26 protein-coding genes are annotated in these 24149 nt (G+C 59.7%); 11 read left to right on the top strand and 15 right to left on the bottom strand.

The annotated features are described in order from the left end of the window. Nucleotides 1-35 precede the first annotated feature (35 nt). Genes phnE through ACZ3GY_RS13385 form a run of 4 tightly spaced genes read right to left on the bottom strand, consistent with a single transcriptional unit; the run spans nt 36 to nt 3272 of the window. Nucleotides 36-803, bottom strand: a complete 768-nt coding sequence (phnE, locus tag ACZ3GY_RS13400; RefSeq protein WP_465910446.1) for a phosphonate ABC transporter, permease protein PhnE — start codon at nt 801-803, stop codon at nt 36-38. Continuing rightward, nucleotides 800-1627, bottom strand: coding sequence for a PhnE/PtxC family ABC transporter permease (locus tag ACZ3GY_RS13395; RefSeq protein WP_465910443.1), 828 nt, complete (start codon nt 1625-1627; stop codon nt 800-802). Before ACZ3GY_RS13395 ends, phnE begins: the two co-directional genes overlap by 4 nt. Beyond that, nucleotides 1621-2424, bottom strand: a complete 804-nt coding sequence (locus ACZ3GY_RS13390) for a phosphonate ABC transporter ATP-binding protein (RefSeq protein ID WP_465910441.1) — start codon at nt 2422-2424, stop codon at nt 1621-1623. The genes ACZ3GY_RS13395 and ACZ3GY_RS13390 overlap by 7 nt, the downstream gene beginning before the upstream one ends. Beyond that, nucleotides 2421-3272 (bottom strand): putative selenate ABC transporter substrate-binding protein, encoded by an 852-nt coding sequence (locus tag ACZ3GY_RS13385; RefSeq protein ID WP_463565611.1) that lies wholly within the window; start codon nt 3270-3272, stop codon nt 2421-2423. The genes ACZ3GY_RS13390 and ACZ3GY_RS13385 overlap by 4 nt, the downstream gene beginning before the upstream one ends. A gap of 232 nt (nt 3273-3504) precedes the next feature. Between ACZ3GY_RS13385 and selD the strand changes: the two genes are divergently transcribed. Both selD and mnmH read left to right on the top strand, forming a co-directional pair. Next, nucleotides 3505-4539, top strand: coding sequence for a selenide, water dikinase SelD (gene selD / locus ACZ3GY_RS13380; protein ID WP_465910440.1), 1035 nt, complete (start codon nt 3505-3507; stop codon nt 4537-4539). Next, nucleotides 4539-5633, top strand: coding sequence for a tRNA 2-selenouridine(34) synthase MnmH (mnmH, locus tag ACZ3GY_RS13375; RefSeq protein WP_465910439.1), 1095 nt, complete (start codon nt 4539-4541; stop codon nt 5631-5633). Before selD ends, mnmH begins: the two co-directional genes overlap by 1 nt. 5 nt (nt 5634-5638) lie before the next feature. On the opposite strand, the gene ACZ3GY_RS13370 is transcribed toward mnmH, so the two are convergent. Further along, complete coding sequence (locus tag ACZ3GY_RS13370) at nt 5639-6805, bottom strand: cyanate transporter (protein ID WP_465910438.1); 1167 nt, start codon at nt 6803-6805, stop codon at nt 5639-5641. Continuing rightward, the gene (locus ACZ3GY_RS13365) at nt 6802-7704 is read right to left on the bottom strand and encodes a DMT family transporter (RefSeq protein ID WP_465910437.1); all 903 of its coding nucleotides are present in this window, start codon (nt 7702-7704) and stop codon (nt 6802-6804) included. Before ACZ3GY_RS13365 ends, ACZ3GY_RS13370 begins: the two co-directional genes overlap by 4 nt. 83 nt (nt 7705-7787) lie before the next feature. Between ACZ3GY_RS13365 and ACZ3GY_RS13360 the strand changes: the two genes are divergently transcribed. Genes ACZ3GY_RS13360 through ACZ3GY_RS13350 form a run of 3 tightly spaced genes read left to right on the top strand, consistent with a single transcriptional unit; the run spans nt 7788 to nt 8859 of the window. Then, complete coding sequence (locus tag ACZ3GY_RS13360; protein WP_465910436.1) at nt 7788-8285, top strand: MarR family winged helix-turn-helix transcriptional regulator; 498 nt, start codon at nt 7788-7790, stop codon at nt 8283-8285. Between the two features lie 14 nt (nt 8286-8299). Further along, complete coding sequence (locus ACZ3GY_RS13355; RefSeq protein WP_465910434.1) at nt 8300-8596, top strand: hypothetical protein; 297 nt, start codon at nt 8300-8302, stop codon at nt 8594-8596. Between the two features lie 53 nt (nt 8597-8649). Beyond that, on the top strand, nt 8650-8859 hold the full coding sequence (locus ACZ3GY_RS13350; RefSeq protein WP_465910432.1) for a hypothetical protein: 210 nt from the start codon (nt 8650-8652) through the stop codon (nt 8857-8859). A 326-nt stretch (nt 8860-9185) separates the two neighbouring features. Here ACZ3GY_RS13350 and ACZ3GY_RS13345 read toward each other — a convergent pair whose 3' ends face one another. After that, nucleotides 9186-10079: a LysR family transcriptional regulator gene (locus ACZ3GY_RS13345; protein WP_463565604.1), complete on the bottom strand. Its 894-nt coding sequence runs from the start codon at nt 10077-10079 to the stop codon at nt 9186-9188. Nucleotides 10080-10173: 94 nt separating this feature from the next. Here ACZ3GY_RS13345 and ACZ3GY_RS13340 point away from each other — a divergent pair, with 94 nt between their 5' ends. Further along, complete coding sequence (locus ACZ3GY_RS13340) at nt 10174-11340, top strand: MFS transporter (protein ID WP_465910431.1); 1167 nt, start codon at nt 10174-10176, stop codon at nt 11338-11340. Nucleotides 11341-11440: 100 nt separating this feature from the next. Here the strand turns inward: ACZ3GY_RS13340 and ACZ3GY_RS13335 are convergent, their stop codons facing one another. Further along, the gene (locus tag ACZ3GY_RS13335) at nt 11441-12685 is read right to left on the bottom strand and encodes an MFS transporter (RefSeq protein WP_465910430.1); all 1245 of its coding nucleotides are present in this window, start codon (nt 12683-12685) and stop codon (nt 11441-11443) included. A 100-nt stretch (nt 12686-12785) separates the two neighbouring features. On the opposite strand from ACZ3GY_RS13335, the gene ACZ3GY_RS13330 reads away from it, so the two are divergent. Then, entirely contained in the window at nt 12786-13745 is a 960-nt protein-coding gene (locus ACZ3GY_RS13330; RefSeq protein WP_465910428.1) for a cupin domain-containing protein, read from the top strand. A 172-nt stretch (nt 13746-13917) separates the two neighbouring features. On the opposite strand, the gene ACZ3GY_RS13325 is transcribed toward ACZ3GY_RS13330, so the two are convergent. Together ACZ3GY_RS13325 and ACZ3GY_RS13320 are read right to left on the bottom strand one after the other, a co-directional pair. Further along, complete coding sequence (locus ACZ3GY_RS13325; RefSeq protein WP_463565600.1) at nt 13918-14391, bottom strand: DMT family transporter; 474 nt, start codon at nt 14389-14391, stop codon at nt 13918-13920. Between the two features lies 1 nt (nt 14392). Continuing rightward, nucleotides 14393-15799 (bottom strand): amidohydrolase family protein, encoded by a 1407-nt coding sequence (locus ACZ3GY_RS13320; RefSeq protein WP_463565599.1) that lies wholly within the window; start codon nt 15797-15799, stop codon nt 14393-14395. Nucleotides 15800-15943: 144 nt separating this feature from the next. Here ACZ3GY_RS13320 and ACZ3GY_RS13315 point away from each other — a divergent pair, with 144 nt between their 5' ends. Then, on the top strand, nt 15944-16852 hold the full coding sequence (locus ACZ3GY_RS13315; RefSeq protein ID WP_463565598.1) for a LysR family transcriptional regulator: 909 nt from the start codon (nt 15944-15946) through the stop codon (nt 16850-16852). Nucleotides 16853-16897: 45 nt separating this feature from the next. Here ACZ3GY_RS13315 and ACZ3GY_RS13310 read toward each other — a convergent pair whose 3' ends face one another. Beyond that, nucleotides 16898-18082 carry an MFS transporter gene (locus tag ACZ3GY_RS13310; RefSeq protein ID WP_465910426.1) on the bottom strand — a complete coding sequence of 395 codons (1185 nt, stop codon included), beginning with the start codon at nt 18080-18082 and terminating at the stop codon, nt 16898-16900. Between the two features lie 88 nt (nt 18083-18170). On the opposite strand from ACZ3GY_RS13310, the gene ACZ3GY_RS13305 reads away from it, so the two are divergent. Then, a complete protein-coding gene (locus ACZ3GY_RS13305; RefSeq protein WP_463565596.1) occupies nt 18171-18965 on the top strand; it encodes an AraC family transcriptional regulator in 795 nt (264 codons plus the stop codon). Nucleotides 18966-19150: 185 nt separating this feature from the next. Next, nucleotides 19151-19633, top strand: coding sequence for a GNAT family N-acetyltransferase (locus ACZ3GY_RS13300; RefSeq protein ID WP_463565595.1), 483 nt, complete (start codon nt 19151-19153; stop codon nt 19631-19633). Between the two features lie 481 nt (nt 19634-20114). Here ACZ3GY_RS13300 and ACZ3GY_RS13295 read toward each other — a convergent pair whose 3' ends face one another. Further along, nucleotides 20115-20894, bottom strand: a complete 780-nt coding sequence (locus tag ACZ3GY_RS13295; protein WP_463565594.1) for an AraC family transcriptional regulator — start codon at nt 20892-20894, stop codon at nt 20115-20117. Between the two features lie 233 nt (nt 20895-21127). On the opposite strand from ACZ3GY_RS13295, the gene ACZ3GY_RS13290 reads away from it, so the two are divergent. Next, nucleotides 21128-21586: a VOC family protein gene (locus tag ACZ3GY_RS13290; RefSeq protein ID WP_463565593.1), complete on the top strand. Its 459-nt coding sequence runs from the start codon at nt 21128-21130 to the stop codon at nt 21584-21586. Nucleotides 21587-21978: 392 nt separating this feature from the next. Here the strand turns inward: ACZ3GY_RS13290 and ACZ3GY_RS13285 are convergent, their stop codons facing one another. The 3 genes from ACZ3GY_RS13285 to ACZ3GY_RS13275 form a co-directional block, all read right to left on the bottom strand. Continuing rightward, entirely contained in the window at nt 21979-22437 is a 459-nt protein-coding gene (locus tag ACZ3GY_RS13285; RefSeq protein WP_465910423.1) for a GNAT family N-acetyltransferase, read from the bottom strand. A gap of 304 nt (nt 22438-22741) precedes the next feature. Continuing rightward, the gene (locus tag ACZ3GY_RS13280; RefSeq protein ID WP_463565591.1) at nt 22742-23104 is read right to left on the bottom strand and encodes an antibiotic biosynthesis monooxygenase family protein; all 363 of its coding nucleotides are present in this window, start codon (nt 23102-23104) and stop codon (nt 22742-22744) included. Nucleotides 23105-23145: 41 nt separating this feature from the next. Beyond that, a complete protein-coding gene (locus tag ACZ3GY_RS13275) occupies nt 23146-24120 on the bottom strand; it encodes a zinc-dependent alcohol dehydrogenase family protein (protein ID WP_465910422.1) in 975 nt (324 codons plus the stop codon). Nucleotides 24121-24149: the final 29 nt, after the last annotated feature.

The following is a 24149-nucleotide window of genomic DNA, read 5'->3' as shown; positions in this document are numbered from 1 at the left end:
GCATCGGACGCTGATGACCGCATTTCGCTCAGGGATTAGTTGCGCACCCAGCGTTGTCGCGTCCAGCCACTGAAGGCATCTACGGCGAGTACCAGCAACAACATGGCAAGGATCACGGTGCTGGCCTGGGCTTCCTGAAAAAGGCTCAGGCTGACGTACAGCATCTGGCCTAGCCCGCCTGCGCCGACGAAACCCATGACCGCGGCCATACGGATGTTGTTCTCCCAACGGTACAGGGTGTACGCCAGCAGTTGTGGCCATAGGTTGGGCAGGGTGCCATAACAAAACGCCATCCAGGCGCCTGCGCCCTGCAGGCGGATAGCGGCTGCCGGTTCCGGTGGGGTGTTTTCCAGCGCCTCAGCGAACAGCCGACCAAGTACACCAGCGGTGTGTAGCGCCAATGCCAGCGTGCCGGCGTTGGGCCCCAGGCCGGCGGCCAGCACCATCAGCAACGCCCAGACGAGCTCGGGAATGGCGCGCAACGCATTGAGTAGCAGGCGCGTAACGCTCTGCAGCGGCCAGCCCAGACGACCGGCCGCGGGCAGGGCGAGGAACAGTCCCAGTACGGCGGCGAGCAGGGTGCCCAGTGCCGACATGGCCAGGGTTTCCTTGGCACCCTGCACCGTGGTCTGCAGGTGCTCGATACTCAGATCCGGGCTCATGAAGCGCAGCGCGTAGCTGCCCATCTGCCCCAGGCTGTCGCCGCTGAACAGGCCGACTAGATCCAGACCCAGGTACACAAAAGATCCGCCGACTGCTGCGACGATGGCCAGCGCCAGCAAGCCGTTGCCCAAGCGCTTCATACGAACCTGCCGCGCAGCAGGCGACTGAGCTGGTCGGCCAACAACACCAGCACCAGGAAGGTCAGCAGCATGCTGGCTACTTCTGCACCGGCGAACATGCGCATGGACAGATCGATCTGCTGACCAAGGCCTCCCGCGCCGACGAAACCCATCACCACCGAGGCACGCACTGCGCACTCCCAGCGGTACACCGTATAAGAGGTCAGTTCGCCGGCCGCATTGGGTAACACCCCGTAGGCGAAGGCCGCCAGGCGTCCGCTACCCGATTGCAGCAGGGCATGCATCGGGCGTCGATCCACCGATTCGAAGATTTCCGCATAGACCTTGCCGAGCATCCCCGCATAGGTGATGGCTATGGCCAGCACGCCTGCGGTAGGGCCGAGGCCGACGGCGCGTACGAACAGCAATGCCCAGACGATTTCCGGCACGCTGCGCAGAATGATCAGCAAGCCGCGCACCGGCCAGCGCAAGCACTGGCCGAGCAGGCTGGGTCGCCCGCCGCTAGCGGCTGCCGACAGCGACAGCGCGCGACTGGCCAGCAGGCTTGCTGGCACCGCCAACAGCAAGGCCAGGGCCATGCCGGCAGTGGCGATGGCCAGGGTCTGCAGGGTGGCTTGAGCGAGCAGGACAAGAAAGTCGGCATCGTGAGCCGGTGGCCAGAAGTCCTTGAGAAAACTGCCCATCGACTGGGTGCTGTCGGCCTGCAGCAATACCGCCAGATCCAACTCGGCCAGCCGAATGCCCGGCCATAGTAGGGCAATGGCCAGCAGGCTCAGGAGCAGGCGTGGAACCGCAGCGGGATCGCGTCGGTCGCCTCTCAGCATCGTGGCGCCCAGGTGCTGGCGGGAGCCTCGCTGTGCGGGTGCGCGGGCGGGTCGAGCTGCTCGTTGGCATACAGGGCATCCAGCCGCTGCCTGTCGACCTCAGCGGCACTCAGATCAAAGACCACCTGCCCATCGCGGATGCCAATCACTCGTGGAAAATGCGCCAGGGCCAGTTCCACGGAGTGCAGGCTGGCGACCAATGTCACTTGATTAGCCCGTGCGTGACTGCACAGGAGTGACAGGGTGTGATCTGCCAGGCGTGGATCCATAGCCGACACCGGCTCGTCGGCAAGCAGCAGCTCTGGCGCCTGATACAGCGCTCTGGCAATGCCGACCCGTTGCAACTGGCCGCCAGACAATTCGCCGCAGCGCGCGAACAGCTTGTCGGCCAGATCCAGCTTGGTCAGCTCAGCACGCGCACCGGGAATGTCCAGTGGATGCAGCAAGTTCAGCAGGCTCTTGCCCAGGCCCCACTGGCCGAGCTTACCGGCCAGCACCGCGGTTACCACTCGTTGCCGCGAGGGCAGCGGTGGCGCCTGATGAATCAGCCCGATACGTGCCCGCAGACGTTGGCGCTGGCCGCTGGATAGCTGCCAGGGATGCTCACCAAGCACCTGCAATTCGCCCGTAGTCGGTGCCAGCGCGGTAGCCAGCAGATTGAGCAGGCTCGACTTGCCGGCACCCGACGGGCCGATGATCGCTACCCGCTCGCCGCGCTCGATGTTCAGGTGCAGATCCTCGAGCGCCTGAACGCCGTTACCGTGCCTGAGGCCGATGCCGGACAGCCGTAGGCTCATTTCAGCAGGTCGGCCGCGCGTGCAGCTTCTTCGATGCCTTTGTAGTTCTCGGGTTTGGTGTCGATGAAGCGGCTCGCCGCCTGCAGGTCGAGGATTGCCTTGTGCTCCGGGTTGGCCGGATCGAGTGCCAGGAAGGCCTGCTTGATCTTCTCGGCCAGCGCCGGGTCGAGGGTGCCGCGTACCGTCCAGTTGTAGTCGAAATAAGCCGGCGTGGTGGCGAACACCTTGACCTTGTCGGTATCGACCTTGCCGGTGGTGACCAGTTTGTCCCAGACGCTGGCGTTGAGTACGCCAGCGTCGACTTTGCCGGCCTGTACCCAGGCAGCGGTGGCGTCATGGGCACCCGAGTAGGCTACACGGCTGAAGAAGGCTTCCGGCTTGATGCCGTCCTGCAGCATGAAATAGCGCGGCATCAGGCTGCCCGAGGTGGACGACACTGAGCCAAAAGCGAAGGTCTTGCCCTTGAGGTCGCTCAGGGATTTCACGCTCGGATCGGCGCTGATGAATTTGCTGGTGAACTCGGCATCCTGCTCGCGCTGCACCAATGGAATGGCGTTGCCGGTTTTCAGGTGTACCTGAACGAAGGTGAAACCGCCCAGCCATGCCAGATCGAGGCGATCAGTAGCCAGCGCCTCGACCACGGCGGGGTAGTCTGCCACTGGGACGAACTCCACCTTCATGCCCAGTTGCTGTTCCAGGTAGGCACCCAGCGGCTTGAACTTGCGTAGCAGCTCGGTCGGCGCCTCGTCGGGAATGGCTGACACGCGCAGGGTTTCGGCTGCAAAGCTGGTCAGGGCGGAAACGGACAGGGCGAGGCCGGCGGCGAGCGCCAGGGTGCGCTTGAGCATGGGAGTTCTCCGGTTCAATAGCGGAAAAAGCGGATAGAAACGCCCAGACAGGCGCTTCGAATGATTCGTTAGAGAGCGCGGCGATTATAGGAGGCGTCGTGAGAAAGACCAGCTTTGCCAGGGTTTGTTGACGTTTTAGCGAAACCTGTAGGGCCGAGCTGTCGCGGCCGTGAATGAAAGAGCCGCAGCCCCTATAATCCGCGACCTGTTTCCCGTTACCGAGAGCGTTGCCATGAGTGAGCCAATCCGCCTGACCCAGTACAGCCACGGTGCCGGTTGTGGCTGCAAGATTTCCCCCAAGGTGCTGGACGTGATTCTCGCCGGCAGCGGCGCACAGAACCTTGACCCCAACCTCTGGGTGGGCAATGCCTCGCGTGACGATGCTGCGGTGTACGCCCTCGACGACGAGCGCGGCGTGGTGTCGACCACCGACTTCTTCATGCCCATCGTCGATGACCCGTTCGACTTCGGCCGCATCGCCGCTACCAACGCCATCAGTGATATCTACGCCATGGGTGGCGATCCGCTGATGGCCATCGCCATTCTTGGCTGGCCGGTCAATCTGCTGCCGCCTGAAGTCGCCCGCGAAGTGATCCGCGGCGGCCGCGCCGTCTGCGATGCCGCCGGCATCCCGCTGGCCGGTGGGCATTCCATCGATGCCCCGGAGCCGATCTTCGGCCTGGCGGTGACCGGCGTGGTGAACAAGCGACACATGAAGCGCAACGATACTGCCCAGGTCGGCGACACTCTTTATCTGACCAAACCATTGGGCATCGGCATCCTCACCACGGCCGAGAAAAAGGCCAAGCTGCGCGCCGAAGACGTCGGCCTGGCCCGTGACTGGATGTGTACCCTGAACAAGCCGGGCAGCCGCTTCGGCAAGCTCGAGGGCGTCAACGCGATGACCGACGTGACCGGTTTCGGCCTGCTCGGCCACCTGGTGGAGATGGCGGACGGGTCGGGGCTCAGCGCGCGCCTGGACTATGCTGCCGTGCCGCGCCTGCCTGGCGTCGAGCACTACCTCGCCGAGGGCTGTGTGCCGGGCGGCACGCTGCGTAACTTCGACAGCTATGGGGAGCGCATTGAGGCGCTCAGTGACGAGCAGCGCGACCTGCTCTGTGATCCGCAGACCAGCGGCGGTCTGTTGATCGCCGTCAGCGAGCAGGGCGAGGCCGAGTTCCTTGCGGTTGCCGCCGAGCTGGGGCTGGAGCTGGCGCCTATCGGCGTGTTGGTTGAGCGACAGCGCCACGCGGTAGAGGTGTTCTGATGCGTGATGACGCCCGCAACTACCGCGACCTTTTTCTCACCGACGTACCGATGATGGATACCCGTGCTCCGGTGGAATTCGGCAAAGGTGCCTTTCCCGGTGTGCTCAACCTGCCATTGATGACTGACCTTGAGCGGCAGAAGGTCGGCACCTGCTACAAGCAGCACGGCCAGGATGCCGCCATCAAGCTGGGCCACCAACTGGTCGGCGGCCAGACCAAGGCTGAGCGTGTCGAGGCCTGGGCAGCGTTCGCGAGGGCCAATCCGCAGGGTTATCTGTATTGCTTTCGCGGCGGTTTGCGCTCGCAGATCGTTCAGCAATGGCTCAAGGAAGCCGGCATCGACTATCCGCGTGTGGTCGGTGGCTACAAGGCCATGCGCACCTTTCTGCTGGAAACCCTCGAGCAGGCGGTGGAGCAGTGCCAGTTCGTCGTGCTTGGCGGCATGACCGGCACCGGCAAGACCGACGTGCTCGCGCAACTGCCTAACGCGCTTGATCTCGAAGGCCATGCCAATCACCGCGGCTCCAGCTTCGGCAAGCGTGCCACCGGCCAGCCTGCGCAGATCGACTTCGAGAACGCCCTGGCCGTCGACATCCTCAGAAAGCGCGCGGCGGGTATCGAGCAGTTCGTGGTTGAGGATGAAGGCCGTATCGTCGGTAGCTGCAATGTGCCGTTAGCGCTATACCAGGGCATGCAGGGTTATCCGCTAGTCTGGCTGGAGGACAGTTTCGACAGCCGTGTCGAGCGCATCCTGCGTGATTACGTGGTCAACCTGTGCGCCGAGTTCATCGCCACGTATGGGTCGGAAAACGGCTTCGAGCTGTTCGCCGAGCGACTGCTACAGAGCCTCGACAATATCTATAAGCGCCTGGGTGGCGAACGGCACCAGCGCCTGCTGGCGATCATGCAGGCCGCTCTGGACGAGCAACAGCGCAGCGGCAAGGTCGACCTGCACCGCGGCTGGATCGAAGGCCTGCTGCGCGAATACTACGACCCCATGTACGCCTATCAGCGCGACAGCAAGGCCGAGCGCATCGAGTTCGCCGGCGACGAAGCATCGGTGATCGCCTATCTACGTGACCGCCGAGCCTGAATGCCTTAGCCGGTTCGCGTCTGAAAGTGCCCGCTACCCGGCTTGAAGCGCGCTGCCATGACCATCAGCGCCAGGGTGGCGACGGCCATGGCCAGCCAGCTCAGGCGCAAGTCGTCGGTGTACTGGCGCAGCAGGCCAGCCAGCAGCGGGGCGCAGGCGGCGATCAGGTAACCACCGCCCTGCACGAAGGCCAGCAAGTCGCCGGTCTGGCGTGGGTCGTCGAGATGATCCTGAGCCACCACCAGCGACAGCGGAAACAGCGCACCGATACCGATCCCCACCAGGATGCAGATCGGCACCACCAACTGCCGCGGTGCCAATAGCAAGCACAACAGGCCGGCCAGCAACGACAGCAGCACGACGGCAAGCAGAATGCGGCGATCCGCAAAGCGCGCCAGCAGGCTCGATGCCAGCAGCCCGGCGGTCACCTCACAAAGCGTCAGTGCTGCCAATAGCAGGCCGCTGGACTGGGCGCTCCAGCCCAGTGCGGTGTAGTAGGGCGGCAGCCAGGCCAGCACCAGGGTGTAGCCGGCTGTGCCGACGCCGAAGAACGCCATCAGCAACCAGGCTCTGGGCGAACGCCAGGCGTCCAGATGTTCTACCGCGCCACTCGGCGGCGCACTGTCAGTGGGTGCGGCTTTGTTCCAGAGCAGAGCCGCACCGACCGCCGGAAAAGCCCACAGCGCCAGAGCCCAGCCCCAGCCGACCCACTGCGCGAACCACGGCGTGAGGGCCGCGCCAAACGCGGCACCGCCCATGATGGCGCAGCTGTAAAAGCCGATCAGGCGGCCGCTGTCGTTGCTGAAGCGTGCCTTGATCAAGCCAGGCAAGAGCGCCTGTACGAAAGCGATGCCAGCGCCGGCCAACAGTGCGCTGACGATCAGCGGTGTCGCGTGCGGCTGCACTCCTCGGATCGCACAGGCCAGGGCGATCAGCACAACGCCGACGAGGATGCCGTTCTTCTCACCCAGGCGCCGGCGCAGTAAACCGGCAGCCAGTGCGCCCAGGCCCATGATCACGATGGGCAGGCTGGTCAGCAGACTGGCGCCGACATGACCCAGGCCGGTGTCGAGCTGGATGCGGTCGAGCAGCGGGCCCACCGCCGCCAGCACCGGGCGCAGGTTGAGGCCGAGCAGGACGATGGCGATCAACAGCAATGACTGGCGTTTCATCGTTTGTTCTCCTGGGCACCACGCCAGGCCACCAGCAATACACCACCGACGATGCACAGCGCCGCCAGCAGCATGTTCAGGCCGCCGCGTTCATCCAGCAGCGTTACCGCCATGGTCGCGCCCAGCATCGCCGCCACCGAGCCGATCTGGCTGAGGTACACCGCGCCAGCGAGTTTCTGCAGCACGAAATACAGGGCGTAGACGATGGCGAACAATGCCATCTGTACCAACAGCAGGGTGATCGCCAGGCCGCTGTCCAGGGTGGGGGCGAGCCTGACGTCGAACAGTGCCAGAGGCAGCAGGAGCAGGGCGCCGCCGAGCAACATGCCGGGCGCCAGCGACAGTGGGCTGGCACCTGCCGGCCAATAGCGCGAACGGTAGATATTGCCCAGGCCCAGAAACACCGGCACGGCCAGCGCGGCGATGATCCACAGCAGCGGGCTGTCGCCACTGTGCAGCTTGTCCAGCGCCAGCAGCAGGCTGCCGCCCAGGCCAATGCAGATTCCCAGCAGGCGCACGCGGCTCAGTGGCTCCATGCGCAGCGCCAGTGCCAGCAGGTAGGTGATCAGCGGCGGAAACGCCAGGCACATGGAGGCGAAGCTGGCACCGACGTGGGGAATCGAGCTGAACAGCAAGCCATTGGGCAGGGCGATGCTGAGCAGGCCCGAGCCCAGGTAGTAGCGTTGCAGGGGAGGGCTCAGGCCCGGCGCCTCGTCACGCAGACGGGTGAACACCAGCAACAGCAGACCACCACCCAGCAAGCTCCACAACAGATAGGCTACCGGCGCCCAGCCTGCTGCACTGGCCAGCTTGACCAGATTGCTGGTCAGCCCCATCAGCGCGCCGATGGCGAGCAACAGCAGCAGCGCGAGAAGTGGTCGTGAATTGGAGGGGGACATGGCTGGTTCCATCGGATGAATACGCTAAGATGGCAACATTCTTTTTGAAAAGTATCTTGATGGCAAGATAAATCGAGGGCGACATGCAGGATCGTGCACAATTGGCCGCCGAGCAGTGGCAACAGCAACGCCCGGATCTGGACGGGTTCTCCATGGCGGTGATCGGTCGCCTGGGTGAGTTGAGTCAGGTGGTCAGCCGTGATCACCTGCTGCCGTTCTTCGCCGCTCACGGCTTGCAGGCCGGCGAGTTCGACCTGCTCGCCACCCTGCGCCGTTCAGGCGAGCCCTACGCACTGATGCCTACCGCGCTGTACGAGAGCGCGATGATCTCCTCAGGCGGCATGACCAGCCGCATCGACCGCCTGGAAAAGGCCGGGCTGATCGAACGCCGCCGTCACCCGAGCGACCGTCGCGGCATTCTGGTGGCGCTGACGGCGGCAGGCTTTGAACTGATCGACAGCATGCTCAGTGCCCACGTCGATAACCTGCAGCGCGTTCTGGCCGCCCTTAGTGACGAGGAAAAACAGCAGCTGCATGCACTCACCGGCAAGCTGCTGGCCAACCTGCAACCGGGTGAATGAAAGGAAGCAAAAGCATGTCTCTCACGGCATTGATCATGGGCGTGATCGCCCAGTTGTTTTTTGCTGGCCTGCAAGGCCTGATCGTGGTGTTTTCCGGCGCTGCGCTCGCTAACAACATTGAGCTGACGCCGTTTCAGGATCGTCTGCTGTCGAGCCTGATGCTGCTATTACCGGCTATCTCGATATTCACCGCCGGCCTGCTGATAGTCGGCTACCTGAACTCGGCGCCATGGCTATCCAACCTGTGGCATTTGCTGCCGGTTCTGGGATTCGGTCTGTATCTGCTGGTGCTGTTTTTCCTGAATCACTAACGCTGGAATCAAGGCGGTTGGGTTACCCAGTACGCAGAGGAGATGGACACATCATGGAAGTGGTCTTCAACATTATCGGTGTCCTATTTGAGATCGTGTTCAGAGCGCTCGGGCTTTGGGTGTTGAAGGTGATGACGTTCGGGCGTTATCGCGATACCAACAGCTACCTGCATTTCCTGCCGAGTTTCGTTGGTTTCGTCTTTTTGCTGGTGGTGCTGGTTGTCATTGCGCTGCTGTTTATCGGATTAAAGGGCCTCATGTAGCCAACTGCCGCTGCGGACGAAGCACGTAGGGTGGACGACGCTTTATCCGTCCACCATTGGGTGGTTGCAGTGCTGGATCATTAGAACGTGCCCCATCGTACGGTCTGTGGGAACGCGCCATGCCCGTGATTTCGCGCGCATGGCGCGCTCCCACAAAGGTGGTGCAGCCGATCCACCCTACGTCAGGATCGCTCCCACGCTCCAGCGTGGTAGCACAGTCCAGGGCGCTCCGCGCCCGTATGGGCCCATGAAGTCACCCAACAGCGGACGCGGAGCGTCCTGGAAGGCATTCCCACGCGGAGCGTGAGGAACGATCGGCTCTGCGCCTACATCCGGTGATGCTCGATCAGGAAGTCCACGAATACCCGCACCCGCACCGGCATGGCCGAGCCGCCTACGAACACCGCGTGAATCGGCTCCCGGTCGCCGGGGTTCCAGGCTTCCAGCAGCTGTATCAGGTCGCCTCGCTGCAGATCTTCGCTCACGCTGAACTCGCCGATGCGGGCGATGCCAGCACCTACCCGGGCGAGTTGTGCCAGCGCTTCACCGCTGCTGCATTCGATATTGCCGCTGACCTTCATGAAGAACTCGTTTCCATCGCGCACGAACGGCCAGTTGGGTTCGGCACGGCGGAAGTTGAAGCGCAGGCAGTTGTGCCCCAGCAGGTCTTCCGGTTCCTGGGGGAGGCCATGGCGCTTCAGATAATCCGGCGAGGCCACCACCACCTGGCCGGTGTCGCCGATCTTGCGCGCGGTCAGCGGGCTGTCGGGCAGATTGCCAAAGCGCACTGCTACGTCGGCCTGGCCGCCGAGAATGTCGACCACTTCGTCACCCAGGGTCAGGTCGACGGTGATGTTCGGGTAGCGCGCGCTGAAGGCTGCCACCAGGGGCACGATGGCCAGCCGCCCGTGGCCAAGGGCGGCGCTGACCCGTAAACGGCCCCTGGGTACGCCCTGGTCGGCGATGGCTTCTTCGACCTCGGCCATGTCCGCCAGAATACGCCGGGCGCCACGCAGGTAAGCCTCGCCCTCGGCGGTGAAGGTGATCGCCCGGGTGGTGCGCAACAGCAGACGAGTGCCAAGACGCTGTTCGGTACGCGCGATGATCCGGCTGACCGCCGAGGGTGTCAGCCCCAATGCACGCGCGGCGGCCGACAGGCTGCCTTCCTGCGCCACCGTGGCGAACACGCTCATTTCACCTGAGCGGCCGTTGAAGTCCATTTGTGCTCCTAAAGCAAAAGTGCTTTCCAGAAATGCTATCTACCGCCTGAAAAGGCTTGATCGTAGCATTCGCAGCATAGATAAGGAGCCGCTCATGCACATCAATCCACCCCTAGTAGCACTCGCCATTGGTGCCTTCGGCATCGGCGTTACCGAGTTCGCCCCCATGGGCATGTTGCCGAGCATCGCCACGGATCTCGGTGTTTCCATTCCCGCGGCAGGCCTGCTGGTCAGTGCATACGCGTTGGGCGTACTGCTCGGCGCGCCGCTGATGACACTGACCACCGGCAGGATTCCCCGGCGTTATCTGCTGATCGGGCTCATGGCGATCTTCACCCTGGGCAACCTGATGTCCGCCCTGGCGACCGATTACTACAGCCTGATGGTCGCCCGGGTGGTCACCTCACTGAACCACGGTGCGTTCTTTGGCGTTGGCTCCATCGTCGCCGCCAGCGTGGTCGCCCCGGAAAAACGTGCCGGGGCGGTTGCGGCGATGTTCATGGGCCTGACCCTGGCGACCATCGGCGGTGTGCCGCTGGCTGCCTGGTTTGGCGAAGTGCTCGGTTGGCGCACCGCATTCTGGGGCATTACCGGCCTCGGCGTGGTGGCCATGGCCGCGCTGTGGTTCGCCTTGCCCAACCTGCCTGCGCCGAAAAGCGTCGGTGTAATGGCCGAAGTTCGCGCGCTGGGCCGTGGCCCGGTGCTGGGGGCATTAGCGCTGACCGTGGTCGGCTCGAGTGCGATGTTCACCGTCTTCACCTATATCGCACCGATCCTCAGCAGCGAGACCCACGCGTCCACCGCCTTCATCACCGCCATGCTGGTGCTGTACGGCGTGGGCCTCACGCTGGGCAACATGTGGGGCGGCAAGGCCGCCGACCGCTCCATTGATCGCACTCTGATCGTTTCGTTGAGCGTGCTGATTGTTGTACTGCTGGCGTTCACCGTCCTGATGCGCTGGCCGCTGCCGACCGCCGTGGCTATCCTGGTCTGGGGCATTGCCAGCTTCGCCATCGTGCCGCCGCTGCAGATGCGCGTGATGGAGGCCGCGAAGGGCGCACCCAACCTGGCCTCGGCGGTAAATATCGGCGCCTTCAACTTCGGCAACGCGATTGGCGCGGCGCTGGGCGGCGCGGTGATCAACGCAGGGCTGGGATACCCGGCGATTTCACTGGCGGGGGCGGCGATGGCGGGGTTGGGGTTGTTGATGGTGTTGGGGTTTGCTTGGCGATCTCGAACTGTGGCGGCTGCGGTGGTGTGAGGGGCAGTGTGAATCGGGGACAGACCACGGCTTGAAATTAATCGTGGCCTATCCCTGATTACTACCGGACGCTTCAGTCAGGAGTCGCGGATAGAGTGGCCTATTGCCTAACGTGTACTGCGCGACCTGCAGCCTCATCGTGCCGTGGCATCTCGACCCGAACTTTAAACCCGATGAAAAGAGCGGCGAGCAGCATTACACCGCCTCCGGTAATAAATACACCGGTCACGCCGCCCAATCCAAAGACAAGTCCACCCAACGCCGCGCCCGCTGCGATCGAGAATTGCACGGAGGCGACCACCATGCCGCCCGCTGTTTCCGCTTGATCCGGAACAGCGCGTGCGACCCAGTTAGACCACGCTACCGGGACGCCACCGAATGCCAATCCCCACAGCGCCACCAGCAGCACCAGGCCTGCTGTCTGGACGGGGAGCCAGATCATGGCAAGCGCTGCTACGCCCACCAGTGCAGGCATCAATATCAGAGTGGTACGCAAGCTGCGCTGCATTAGCCAGCCGGCCAGCAGGGTACCTACGAAGTTGGCTACACCGAACCCGAGCAGCACCAAAGACAACCCATCTACGTCAATTGCAGCAATGCTTTCGAGGCCAGGGCGGATGTAGGTGAACAGTGCGAACTGCCCCGTATGCGCCAGTATGCATCCCAGCATTCCCATTGCTATGCCATAGCGGCGGAGCAACTCCATCACCGATGCTGTTCGTACGCTTTTGCGTGGCGCCATGACGGGGAGCGTGAATAGCTGGAAGAGCAGAGTCAGAGCGCCAACAGCTGCTGCCGCTACAAAAGCACTACGCCATCCATATAGCCCGGCCATGTAGCTTCCTAGCGGTACCGAGACTACGGTACCGACGGCAATACCGCTGAAAATGATGGACAGCGCACGTGGGACGAGATTCGCCGGAACCAGGCGCATGGCAATGGCTGCAGCCATGCTCCAGAACCCACCCAATGCGATGCCTAATAGGACTCGCATCGCTAGGAGTACAGTGAGGCTTGAAGAAAGCGCCACCAGTAGGTTGGAGACTATCATCAGTACGGTGAAGCCCAGCAGCACCAGACGCCGATCAAGCTTGCGAGTCAGGCCAGGAACCAGCAGGCCAGCGAACAGCGCCACCACTGCCGTTACGGTCACCGCCTGGCCGGCAAGAGCCTCCGAAACGCCAAGGTCTTTAGCCATCGGGGTCAATAGACTGGCGGGTAGATATTCTGCAGTCAGTAACCCGAATACTCCCATCGCTAAAGAAAATACGGCCATCCAGGCCGACCCTGGTGACTCCACATTGACCGCATCGCCTGGTGCAGTATCAATCACATCATTGCTCATCTGAATAGATCCTAGATAACGATTACAGCCGAAAGTCTAGGGGCGGGAGCTAGGATGAACTATGATGCCGAGTCCAGTTTTTTTGATCGAAACACCGAATATGGCTGAAGTCGAACAATTTGCCTTGTCGTCCGATCTCATCAGCGAGCTGTTGACGGGCATGCGTCTGCGCGGTGTCCAGTATCGCCGCATTCAAACCGGCCCGTCGTTTGGCCTGGGCTTCGATGACAGGCCGAAACACGCGCACTTTTATTATCTCGCGGTTGGTACGGCCTACCTGCTTGCCGGTGACGGTGCTGTAAACGTGCTCTCGGCGGGCAGCGCAGTCTTTATGCCTCAAGGTACAAAGCATCAGTTGCTTTCGGACACGCAGATGTCATCTAAACAGATCGACAGCTTCGAGGCCGTGCCTTTAGGGGAGGCTGTTAGCGGGGTCGATACATGCCCCAGTACTCACCCAACGCCAAGCGCAGTACTTTTTTACGGTTGCATGGAGTTCGACCTGGGCGGCATGCATGGCCTTGGAAAGCTGATGCCTAGCGTCATGGTGGCTGACACCGAAGGGCAACGTTACGCTGGCCTCCTGCCCATTCTGGACGCTATGAAACGTGAGGTCTGCTCTGGGCGTATCGGCTTTGCTGGGATTCTTGCTCGATTGGCAGAAGTAGCTGCCGCAATGATCGTTCGTGGGTGGATTGAGTGCGGTTGTGAGAACGCCTCCGGTCTTGTAGCAGCGTTGCGCGACCCACGTCTCGCACGTGCGATATTGGCCCTGCATCGTCAGCCCGGTAAAGAGTGGACTGTTGCTGAGTTGGCTGCACAATCCTATGTCTCGCGTTCTGTATTTGCCCAAAGATTTCAGGCCACGATAGGCGTGCCGCCGCTGCGCTATGCAACGGAATTGCGAATGCGCCTTGCCAGCGAGTGGCTCAGCCAAGAAAAGCTGTCGATCGATACCGTAGCTCATCGTCTTGGCTATACCTCTCAAGCTGCGTTCAGTCGGGCATTCAAGCGAATTACCGGGCAGTCACCGGGAGCCATTCGGCAACTGCTTGCGTAAGTTGAAGCTAGCATGGTGCCCATCTATTCGATGTGGGCGAGGCTAGATAGTTACGTTCAGAAGAGGGGGCGGATTTATTTATTGGCTGTAACGAGCGCTTCTGGCCGGTAGCGGACACCCGCGACAGGCTGCTTTCTGCCAGAAGCGGATCTTTGGGATTGCAATTTCCATACTAGCCGGAGAAAAGCGCTGACCACCTGTCACTGAACAAGGCGATGGCCAGGCCGGCGAGCATCACCAGCGTGCCGATCAGCTTGACGGGAGACACCGGCCTTTCCAGTGCCCCCATCAATCCGAAGTGATCGATCACAAGTGACGAAATGATCTGCCCGGCAATAGCGAGGCCCAGCAGGGCTGACAGACCGATTTTTGGCGCAAGCACCACATAACTAAGCAAGGCACCGGCACCCAGCAGACCGCCCAGCAGGCTCCACCAGGGCTGGGCAGGTATAGCCGCCAGTGAGGCCACTATCCCGCCGCGCATCAATGAAAAGACGCCCAGGCATACCGCACCGGCAGTAAATGAGAACAGCGCCGCCGCTACGGAATCTCCACCCACACCTTTAGCGAGTTGGCCATTCAGCGTTGTCTGCAGGGTGATGCCAAGCCCCGCGCAGACGGCCAGGAGGTAGTAGGCTGCGTTCATCTCACGCCTCCTTACTTGGCTGACTCAGGGGCAGGAATGTCTCGGCAAAAATATCCTGCTGATAGCCTGCAGCAGCAAACAGATGCTCACGGGACTCGTCGATTGCGGCCCGCAGTTGCTCGCTGTCCACGCCCAGCACCTTGCCGCCGCGCTTGACGATGCGACCGCCAATGATGACCGTGTCGACATTGCTGCGTTCGGCCGCGTGTACAACGGTGCCGAATGCGTTACCTGACGGGTAAAGGTTGATGTCCTGCGCGTTTATAAGGATCAGGTCGGCCTGTTTGCCGGGGGCCAGGCTGCCGACTTTGTCCTGCAATCCGGCACAGGTGGCACCGTCAACAGTGGCGGCTTTGAGCAGGCCATGAGCGGGCAGGGTCACCGGATGATGTTCTGCACCGCAGCAGCGCTGCTGGTGCATGCCCATGACGCGCTGCAGGTAGAACGCCACCCGCATCTCCATGAACATGTCACCGCTGTAGGAGGTTTCGTTATCGACACTCAACCCCGGGCTGATGCCGTGACGCTGGGCCGACTGCATGGCGAACATTCCATCTTCAATGCCGTAGTGGGCATCTGAACGCGGGCATACGTTGACCCGCACGCCAGCCTCGCGAAGGATTTTCCATCCCGCGTCGGGTAGCGCGGTGCAGTGGTTGAAGATATTGTCCGGGCCCAGCATTGCTTGCCGATGCAGCCCTTCGAGCTCGGCCGCCATCGCGCCGCCAAAAAACTCGGTAATGATCGGCAGGCCCAGTCGCCGGGCTTCAGCCCATAGCTCAGGTTCCAGCTGCGCCATCACCGCCAGCGAGAGCAGTGGGTTGTCGCCGTTCTTGACGTATTTTTCCTGCAGGCGCTCCAAGTTGCCGGGCCAATGGGCTTTGTCCCATTCACCAGAAACTGGCGCACCGGAGGCGTGTACAGAGCGGATACCAGCATCAAGCAGCGCCTCGACCGCGGCGTCGGAGTGAGCGCCGGTACGGCTGTTATGCGAGTTATCCACCACTGTGGTGATGCCCGCATCGATGCAGCCCAATGCGGTCAGCAGATTGCCGATATACATGTCAGCCGGGCGGTAGTATTTGGCGAACGAGAAGTGCGTGGCGTTGCAGTAGTCTTCCAAGGTTTCGGCATTCGGATTGACTCGACGCAGTTGCCCTTCCCAGGAGTGACGATGGGTATCGACCATGCCGGGCATGGCAATCATGCCGGATGCCTCGATCACCACAGCGTCGCCGGCTTCGATGTTTTCTCCGATGGCCGTGATGGTGCTGCCTTCGATAAGGATATCGCCGCACGCCAGATTGCCGATATCGCCGTCCATGCTCAGCACAGTGGCGCCGCGGATAAGTGTGCGGGCGGCCGGAGCGGCCGGGGCCTTCACGATGCTGCGGTTGTATTCAGTCATTTTCAGTACACCTCTTCAAATTTCGTTGGAAGAAATGTACGCAGGGCGATACTGCGGGAAAAAGATGGTTAAACTGTTTTTATTATTCAATATTGGCGAGTAATAACGTCTTTTCCGATCACTGCTTTGAGGCTGCTAACAGTCATGGATCGTATTCAAGCGATGCAGGTTTTCGTGCGTGTGGCTGAGGCAGGAAGCTTTATCCAGGCGGCGCAGACGCTTTCTTTGCCGGCCTCGACGGTGACCAGTAGCGTTAAAAATCTTGAGAAGTACCTGCAGGTGCGCCTGCTGAACAGAACCACGCGGCGGGTCGGCTTGACGCCTGAGGGCGCACAGTATCTGGCGCAATGCCGGGAAATATTGGAGCTGATCGAACACACGGAGACCAGCCTGACGGATTCAGTAAAAAGACCGCAGGGGCGTTTGCGTGTCGATATGCCGGGCGGCATTGCACACTTCATCGTTATGCCAAACCTGCAAGACTTTTACAGGCGTTATCCGGATATCTACCTGATGATAGGTGTCAATGATCGGCAGGTTGATCTGGTGCAGGAGGGTGTGGATTGCGTCATTCGCACAGGCGAGCTCGATGATTCAACGCTCGTTGCGCGCCCACTCGGCCGGTTTCGCTGGGTAACCTGTGCGTCTGCCGCCTATCTCGAAGAAAACGGTACTCCGCAAACTCCGCAGGATTTGTCTCACCACCGGGCCATCCATTACTTCTCGGGCCGCGCAAGGCAAACAGGCGAAATGCGCTTCGCCCGTGGCACCGAAAAGATCTCAGTCCCGGTGAGCGGCACAGCGGCTGTCAACGAGACTGGGCTCTATATAAAGATGTGCCTTGAAGGCTTCGGGCTGGTGCAACTCGCCGAGAACGTGGTTTCCGAGCATCTGCGAGAAGGTCGGCTGGTCGAAGTGCTTACTGACTGGCAGCCTGCGTCCGTGCTGGTCACCTTACTATATCCGCATCAGCGCTTTCTTTCGCCAACCGTGCAGGCATTTGCTGACTGGATCACCGGGCTCGTTCGCGACGGCGATTCAGCTACTTGCTGATCAGAAAAAAGCTGCCTTCTCCTGACTCAAAAACACAGACTCAGCTCAGCGATGAGCGGGTTCGAGTTGAACGTTACGCCCGGCCAGCATGCCGGTGAAGGCGCCGGCAATGGAGATTGCGGATGTGATCAACAGCGGTGCTGTCCAGCTACCGCTCCAGTCGTGCAGTTCGCCCAGCAGCAAGGGGCCTGCGGCTGCCATCAGATAGCCGACGCACTGCACCATTCCTGACAGTGCCGCTGTGTCGCCGGCATTTTTTGTGCGCAAGCCGATGAACGTCAGGCCGAGCATCATGCTGGCGCCAGAGCCGAAGCCCAGGAACGCGGCCCACAACATGGCGTAGCCCGGCGCATAAATAAGTCCGATCAAGGATAAGGTGGTTAACAGGCTGACGGTAACAGCTGCCAGTCTCTGGTCTTTGAGATGGCGAAGCGTGGCCGCCAGAATCAAGCCGGGTATTGCCGTGGTCAGTTGAAGCGTGCCGTGTACCGTTCCTGCTAGCTCGGGAGATATGCCATGATCCATCAAAATGGTAGGCAGCCAGCCTACGGCGACATAAAAAGGCATCGCATTCAGCCCCATGAACAGTGTGACCTGCCATGCCAGTGGCGATCGCCAGACGGACACGGTTGCGGATTGTTTTGGGCCGGACAGATTCACGTGATCGTGTTTTTTCAACTGCGGCAACCACACAACCAGAGCCAACAGCGGGGCTGCGACTAACAAACTCAGGGCAATCGGCCATCCCCATGACTGGGTCAGGGGAATGATAACGGCTGAACCGACAGCGCCCGCTGCGCCCATCGTGATGGAGTAAGCGCCGGTCATGGACGCCATTTTCGTTGAGAAGTCACGTTTAATCAGGCCGGGCAGCAGCACGTTTCCCAGGGCGATCCCGGTGCCTATCAGTATCGTACCGACGTACAACGCCCATGCGCTGCCTGTGGAACGGAGCAGGATGCCCGATGAAATGACCACCAGTGCACCGAAAAGCGTGCGCTCAATTCCGAACCTGCGGGCGACCGATGCGCTGAGCGGGGAGAAGGCGGCAAAGGCAAGTAATGGCAGTGAAGTAAGGAGGCCTAGAGCTGATGCGCTCAAGCCAAAATCATTCTGGATGAGCGGCAAAACGGGCGCGATGCCCGTAAAGGGAGCGCGCAGATTTACGGCAATAAGTAGAATGCCCGCGACGAGCGCGATGGCATGCCACTTGTTTTTTGTGTCTGACATATTCTCTATCTGTCCTCTGAAAAGAAGACAACTGTAGAGAGCTTCAGAATTATCTAATATAGATATCAAGACAGCCGATACCTATATTATGCCAATCTCAAACAATGTCGTTTCCTCGCCAGAAGATTTCGATTCAGACCTTTTTGCACAAGCAGCGATTGCCCTCAAGGTTGCACCCAAACTCAATCATTCGGGTGCCAGCCCGCATGATCATCGTAAAGGCCAGCTGATCCTGTCTTTGCACGGTGCGGTGAGCTGTGAGGTGCAAAATGCACTTTGGCTTGTCCCTCCCCAGCACGCGGTATGGATTCCCGGCGGCACGCCGCATAGTTGCCGCGTGACCGAGAACGCCCGAACCTGCTTTCTGTTCGTTGAGCCCGGCGCGGCAGTCATGCCTGAAGCGTGCTGTACGGTTGCCATCACGCCCCTTGTCCGGGAGTTGATCCTGCATCTTGCTGAACAGGAACCTTCTTATCTTTCCGAAGGCAAGACAGCACGGCTGGTTGCAGTCCTACTTGAGCAGCTTTCCGATGCGCCACTGAAAGAGCTGCATTTGCCGATATCCGACCACCCCAAGATCAAACAAATCGCGGATACGCTCTTTACAGACCCCGGCGACCGAACCACTTTGCGCGAGTGGGCTACCCGGCTTGCAACCAGTGAACGAACGCTGGCCAGACTTGTGGAAAGCACGACCGGGTTGAGCTTCGGACGCTGGCGCCAGCAACTGCATTTGATGATCGCACTGAGTCATCTGGCGGAAGGAGTCTCCGTGCAGCGTGTGGCGGGCATTCTGGGATATGACTCTGTTAATGCCTTCATCACGATGTTCAAGAAAGCCTTGGGTAAACCGCCTACACAGTATTTTTCCTCTCTGCGCTAATGCTCTGCTGGCTGATACAAAGCGCCGAGACTGTAGAACGATCACGATCTGTCTGCTACAGACCGGTAGCCGACCTTAGTCAAAGGAAGTTTCCGGCCTATGGCGATAACGCTCTGAGCAACAGGTCAATACACGGAGACGACTTGCTATGCTGCCCTCCCTATCGGCACGAATACGGACGGAGCATGGAAATTCGGCTGACCACAATCGAAGACTGGTTGCGCTTGAAGCAGGTACGGCTTGCTGCACTTCTGGATTCACCCACAGCCTTTGGCGTGAGCTATCAGGCGGCCGCCGATTACTGCGACGAGCAGTGGAAACAACGAGCCTCATCGACGGGTACGGTTTTCTGGTTGGCGATCGCCGATCACCAGGTACAGGGAATGATCGGAGCTTCGGTCAGCGAAGCGGGGCGCTTCAACCTGATCGGCATGTGGGTCGAACCGGCTGCACGAGGCCTCGGAGTGGCACCACGCCTGGTTGATTCGGTCAAAGCCCTCGCCCAGGAACAAGGCCATGAGCGCGTATACCTGGATGTCTCCCCGGAAAATGCGCGTGCTGCACGGTTCTATTTAAGGCAAGGGTTCTCATTTCTGGATGAGTGGGAGAGCCTGGAGAGTCATCCGCATATCCGAGTACAAACAATGGCCTGGACTGCTGAAGGATGAGGCAGAGTCGCGGCTTGGCCGGAAGCGGACTCTGGAAACTGGCCGCTACCGGCCAGAAGCGGACGTTTAGAGCAGAGAAATAAATCTGTTCTCTTTTCCCAATGGACATCATTGCGGCGTACGCAAGGCTATCGCGTGGTGCGCGCAGCACTCTCTACAAAAGCACCTTAGCACTTGGCGCCGCACAATTAGGCGAAGCATGGACTTCGCGTACACTAACGTTATGCTTGAGCCAATGCACTAACGAACAGCTCGTAGAGTGCTTGTGGTGGTATTGGGGGGGGATACGCAACTAGCACGGTTGAAGTTACAAGCGCCAGCTGAGTGCAGCGTGAGTGCCCCACCAGTTAAAAGAAAACTGATGCTCTGGCGACTCCTGAAGTAGCTGGCATTTCTTTCTTCATCTGTTCCGGCACATGGTTGAAGGTTTAGCCTGTAGCGTGCAGGATCGGGTTGGATGGTACAGCGGTTCTTACACCCATCAACTTGATCTAGAAATTGCCTCTTTGCTAATCAGTGTCTGCGCTCGCACATATTGTCCTGGCGTAACACCCATTATCCGACGGAACATGGCAATGAAAGCACTAATATTTTCGTAGCCAAGCTCAATCGCCGTTGTCGTCACTGACATCCCCTCGACCAATAGTTGAATTGCGCGCAACGTGCGTGCACGTTGTCGCCATTCAGAAAAACTAAAACCGGTTTCAGCGACCAGACGCCGGGCAAGTGTTCTAGGTGCCATACCTGACCAAGCAGCCCAATCCTCAAGTGATCTATTGTCATCAAGCTGAGCAAGTATCGCATCGGTGATACGCCTCAAGCGCGGGTCATTGGGGTGCGTCAGACCGATGGGTTCAGCGGGTGAGGTAGCAATTTCATCCAAGATGACTGCTGCAACCCGCGACTCCATTTCGTTGCGGGGTGGTTGTCCCCACGACGCAGCGCGGCTTACCGCTTCGCGCAGCAAACTGCTGACCCTAAATGTGCATGGCATTTGATGCAGGATCCCGCACTCTTGCTCCGCGATATAGACCATCGCTCCTGCAAAAGCGCCATGTGACATCATCGCGTGTGCGACACGGGGAGGTATCCAAATGGCATGGGTAGCCGGCACTATCCATGAGCCGCCGTCAGTGCTGACGGAAAGCAGGCCGGCAAGGCTTGCGATTAGTTGGCCTGTCGTATGAGTGTGGGGCGCCGTTTCGCGGATCGCCCGGTCGCATTGCTCTATCGCCAACAGTGGCATAAGCGCGCGGTTCATGGCTGGTTTACGTTATCCAATGTCATATCCGAGGTAGCCATATCCTGAATGCCTAATGGAGAATAAGACCGGTCAGAGGAATACTCAATGTCTAAAAATCGCAAATGTTGCTTCTCTTGGATTGGCCTGATTATGCGTACCTCTCACACATTTATTTTCTGTGTTTTGGCCGTAACAGCTGGATGCGCAAGCTCACCTCCCTATTTGCCCGTGAACCTTTAAAGGATCATTTGATGAATTCTAACCACATGGTGCATGCCGTCGATCATATTGGCTTCGCAGTCAGTTCATTGGAAGAAGCCATTCGCTTCTGGACAATTGGACTTGGGTTCACTCTTGAGCGTCAGTCGGAAATGGGCGGATCATTCATTTTGCAAGTAACCGGCACCGCCGATCCGAGCGTGCGAACGGCGATAGTCAAAGGCCCGGATGGCAGCCGAGTAGAGTTGCTGGAGTATTCGCAGGGTGACCGCCACGGTATCACTCCACCTACGGCATCAGCGATTGGTTCGGCGCATTTGGCATTGAGAGTGCAAGACATATACGCCGCACTCGAACGCATTGAGCAATCAGGCTGGAAAGCAAGAGGCAAGCCTCAAGCGATTCCCGCAGGCCCACGCAAGGGAACTCTAGTTGTATATGTGACCGGGCCAGATCATATCACTCTGGAGTTGATGCAGGCCAATGAGTAGCTTCCTGCCGAAGGCTGTTAAGCTTATTTCCCTAAAACAATTACTTAAAGCGCTCTCCGTCGCGCATGACGTCTCATGGCAAACATAAAGATCATCACCTTCAAGTATACAGCTGGCGTAATCATACACTTCGCCGGCCAAATAAAATTTGGATTTCCTTTCTGTCACTCCATTGCGCAGATCGAAAAGCTAAAGCCCTATTAGTTCGCTAGAGCGCAGATCACTAACGCGTAAAGGCGCAAATCTTAAATTACCGCCATATAGGATCTATCAATGACTGCTTTTGGCGGCGGACATTCCTGAATTAGCAGCTTCTAGCCTTTCGTCCCTGTTGCGAACATCCGCGCTCCCAGGCGTTTGCTCTCCATCTTATGCTGCAAACCTGAGCGAGTTCAAAGATCCCGCAGCATCAATCGCTGCTCCTTACCCCACGCCCGAAAAAACTCCTGCACCTGCCATCCACGCTTGGCGTAGTAGTCGCTGCGATCATAGGTGTGCAAGTACAACCGCGTGGTGCCGTTGGCCTTTGCGGCGTCGCAGATGCCTTCTATCAATTGTTCCGTCAACCCTCGCTTCCTTGCCTGCGGGGCGATAAAGACGCAGGCTAGCCAGGGCCCCAGCTCCGGGCGTTCGGGCAAGTCGTTGGCGGCAAGTGCAGCGCCGCCAAGTAGCTGGTCATTCTCTAGGGCGATCAGACATTGCCAATCACCGTTGCCCTGGCCTTCCGCGAATTCGCGTTGCCAATCGGCCAATGGCTGTTCAACAAACTCGTATGCGAACTGCTGATGCAGCCACTGCGCCAGGGTGTCGCTGTGTTGCATATGGTCACGCAGCCAAACTAGGCGGGGCATGTGAGAGTCTTCCTTGTTTTTGGATCAGTACGCGTATGTGGCCGCAAGGAGGGAATAGGGTCAAGCGCAACGGTGAAAAGGTGACTGAAACGGTGACAGATTTATTTTTCTTCCGGAATGACCGCTTCTGGCCGGTAGCTGCCCGTCGTCACCAGCTGCTACCGGCCAGGAGCGGTCAGTCGATATAGTCTCCGATCAGTGGCGATCCAGCCTGATCGCAATAAAATCGCCACACTGAACCGCTGAATTTGATCTGACAGTCATAGGCTTCAAAGCAGGTAACTGTCAGATCAAATCGCGATCACTACAAATGAGCGACATCTGGCCTGCATGTTTCTGACAGCGGCCAATTCTGATCATCATGTTTTCCAGTAGTAAAAGCCGCCCCCTCAATATGGTAAACCTTCGGTTCTTCCGAAAAATATTCCTCCAAGCCCAGCATGAATATCCGATGGTCTTCACTTGCTTCGAAGCCCGGCGTGTGATCCTCGAGTGAAGCCCAGCGCACTATCAGGTTGAATTGCTCGGGGGTTTCAATTCCTTGCGCGAGCATGTGGCCGCCGTAACCCTTTGCGCGGGTGAGCAAAGGCGCAACTTCGGCGAATGCACGTCTGAACGCTTCAGTGCGTTCTTTGTGAACGGGGAGCAGAGCGATCTCATAAATCATGGTGTTCCTCCAAAATGACTTGAGCCGTTAAAAGTACGCACTTACGAGATGAGCGATGGCTCGACTGCAATCGCGATTTTTCCTTGAAGGCCGTTGTTTGGGCTCTCCAGCCGGGCATGGGCGAGCGCAAGGTCGGCAAGCGAATAGACCGCGCCAACGTGCGGGCGCAGCTGACCGCGCTCTACCAATGCGCTCAACTCATCGAGCTTGCCGCGGTTCTGTCTGGTGAAAACGAAGTGATAACTCGCGTTCTTACCCCAGGCCTGCACGAGGTTTTGTGGCTGGGCAATGTCCACAATTGATACCACGCGGCCAAGTTGTGCGAGCGCGTCGGGGCTACGCGACAATGTGTTGCCGCCGATGGTGTCGAACACCACATCGACGCCGTGTCCATCGGTTTCCCGCAGGATGGCGTCGACGTAATCCTCTTTCTCGTAGTCGATGAGCACATCGGCGCCCATGCTGCGTGCGAACTCAAAGTTGGCTTCGCGCACGGTCGTGAATACCCGCGCTCCAATGGCTTTTGCCACCTGGATCGCGACATGACCGACGCCTCCCGCGCCGCCGTGGATCAGAATGCTTTCCCCCACTCTGAGCGCCGCTCGCACGGTCAGTGCTTCCCACACCGTCCCGCCAACCAGGGTCAGGCTTGCCGCCTCAAGATGGCTCAGTGATGGCGGCTTCTTCCCGATAATGCTTTCGGCCGCAACGTGGTACTCGGCATAACTTCCTGGCCCGTCGAATATTTGCGGGGTGTACCAGACTTCGTCTCCCGGCGCGAAGGTCGTCACACCCGGCCCAACTGCTTCGACAACGCCCGATACGTCGTGTCCGGTAATGGCCGGCAGTGGCACCAGGTCGGCATAGTCGCCACGTCGAACCTGATAGTCCAAGGGGTTGATGGAGGTTGCGTGTACCCGGACCAGGACTTGTCCTGCACCCGGCACTGGTTTGGGCACGTCGCGCAACTCGAACGATTCCGGCCCGCCAAATGATTTAAGTATCATCGCTTTCATTAGTAGATCCTCGTTTCGGTAAAAAGGGA

This window comes from Pseudomonas sp. PME37.24/006, from assembly GCF_055556635.1.
This window is presented reverse-complemented; position numbering and strand designations above follow the sequence as displayed.

Coding starts and splice junctions, on each gene's coding strand:
- phnE (WP_465910446.1), bottom strand. CDS start 803: ATGAAGCGCTTGGGCAACGGCTTGCTGGCGCTGGCCATCGTCGCAGCA.
- ACZ3GY_RS13395 (WP_465910443.1), bottom strand. CDS start 1,627: ATGCTGAGAGGCGACCGACGCGATCCCGCTGCGGTTCCACGCCTGCTC.
- ACZ3GY_RS13390 (WP_465910441.1), bottom strand. CDS start 2,424: ATGAGCCTACGGCTGTCCGGCATCGGCCTCAGGCACGGTAACGGCGTT.
- ACZ3GY_RS13385 (WP_463565611.1), bottom strand. CDS start 3,272: ATGCTCAAGCGCACCCTGGCGCTCGCCGCCGGCCTCGCCCTGTCCGTT.
- selD (WP_465910440.1), top strand. CDS start 3,505: ATGAGTGAGCCAATCCGCCTGACCCAGTACAGCCACGGTGCCGGTTGT.
- mnmH (WP_465910439.1), top strand. CDS start 4,539: ATGCGTGATGACGCCCGCAACTACCGCGACCTTTTTCTCACCGACGTA.
- ACZ3GY_RS13370 (WP_465910438.1), bottom strand. CDS start 6,805: ATGAAACGCCAGTCATTGCTGTTGATCGCCATCGTCCTGCTCGGCCTC.
- ACZ3GY_RS13365 (WP_465910437.1), bottom strand. CDS start 7,704: ATGTCCCCCTCCAATTCACGACCACTTCTCGCGCTGCTGCTGTTGCTC.
- ACZ3GY_RS13360 (WP_465910436.1), top strand. CDS start 7,788: ATGCAGGATCGTGCACAATTGGCCGCCGAGCAGTGGCAACAGCAACGC.
- ACZ3GY_RS13355 (WP_465910434.1), top strand. CDS start 8,300: ATGTCTCTCACGGCATTGATCATGGGCGTGATCGCCCAGTTGTTTTTT.
- ACZ3GY_RS13350 (WP_465910432.1), top strand. CDS start 8,650: ATGGAAGTGGTCTTCAACATTATCGGTGTCCTATTTGAGATCGTGTTC.
- ACZ3GY_RS13345 (WP_463565604.1), bottom strand. CDS start 10,079: ATGGACTTCAACGGCCGCTCAGGTGAAATGAGCGTGTTCGCCACGGTG.
- ACZ3GY_RS13340 (WP_465910431.1), top strand. CDS start 10,174: ATGCACATCAATCCACCCCTAGTAGCACTCGCCATTGGTGCCTTCGGC.
- ACZ3GY_RS13335 (WP_465910430.1), bottom strand. CDS start 12,685: ATGAGCAATGATGTGATTGATACTGCACCAGGCGATGCGGTCAATGTG.
- ACZ3GY_RS13330 (WP_465910428.1), top strand. CDS start 12,786: ATGGCTGAAGTCGAACAATTTGCCTTGTCGTCCGATCTCATCAGCGAG.
- ACZ3GY_RS13325 (WP_463565600.1), bottom strand. CDS start 14,391: ATGAACGCAGCCTACTACCTCCTGGCCGTCTGCGCGGGGCTTGGCATC.
- ACZ3GY_RS13320 (WP_463565599.1), bottom strand. CDS start 15,799: ATGACTGAATACAACCGCAGCATCGTGAAGGCCCCGGCCGCTCCGGCC.
- ACZ3GY_RS13315 (WP_463565598.1), top strand. CDS start 15,944: ATGGATCGTATTCAAGCGATGCAGGTTTTCGTGCGTGTGGCTGAGGCA.
- ACZ3GY_RS13310 (WP_465910426.1), bottom strand. CDS start 18,082: ATGTCAGACACAAAAAACAAGTGGCATGCCATCGCGCTCGTCGCGGGC.
- ACZ3GY_RS13305 (WP_463565596.1), top strand. CDS start 18,171: ATGCCAATCTCAAACAATGTCGTTTCCTCGCCAGAAGATTTCGATTCA.
- ACZ3GY_RS13300 (WP_463565595.1), top strand. CDS start 19,151: ATGGAAATTCGGCTGACCACAATCGAAGACTGGTTGCGCTTGAAGCAG.
- ACZ3GY_RS13295 (WP_463565594.1), bottom strand. CDS start 20,894: ATGAACCGCGCGCTTATGCCACTGTTGGCGATAGAGCAATGCGACCGG.
- ACZ3GY_RS13290 (WP_463565593.1), top strand. CDS start 21,128: ATGAATTCTAACCACATGGTGCATGCCGTCGATCATATTGGCTTCGCA.
- ACZ3GY_RS13285 (WP_465910423.1), bottom strand. CDS start 22,437: ATGCCCCGCCTAGTTTGGCTGCGTGACCATATGCAACACAGCGACACC.
- ACZ3GY_RS13280 (WP_463565591.1), bottom strand. CDS start 23,104: ATGATTTATGAGATCGCTCTGCTCCCCGTTCACAAAGAACGCACTGAA.
- ACZ3GY_RS13275 (WP_465910422.1), bottom strand. CDS start 24,120: ATGAAAGCGATGATACTTAAATCATTTGGCGGGCCGGAATCGTTCGAG.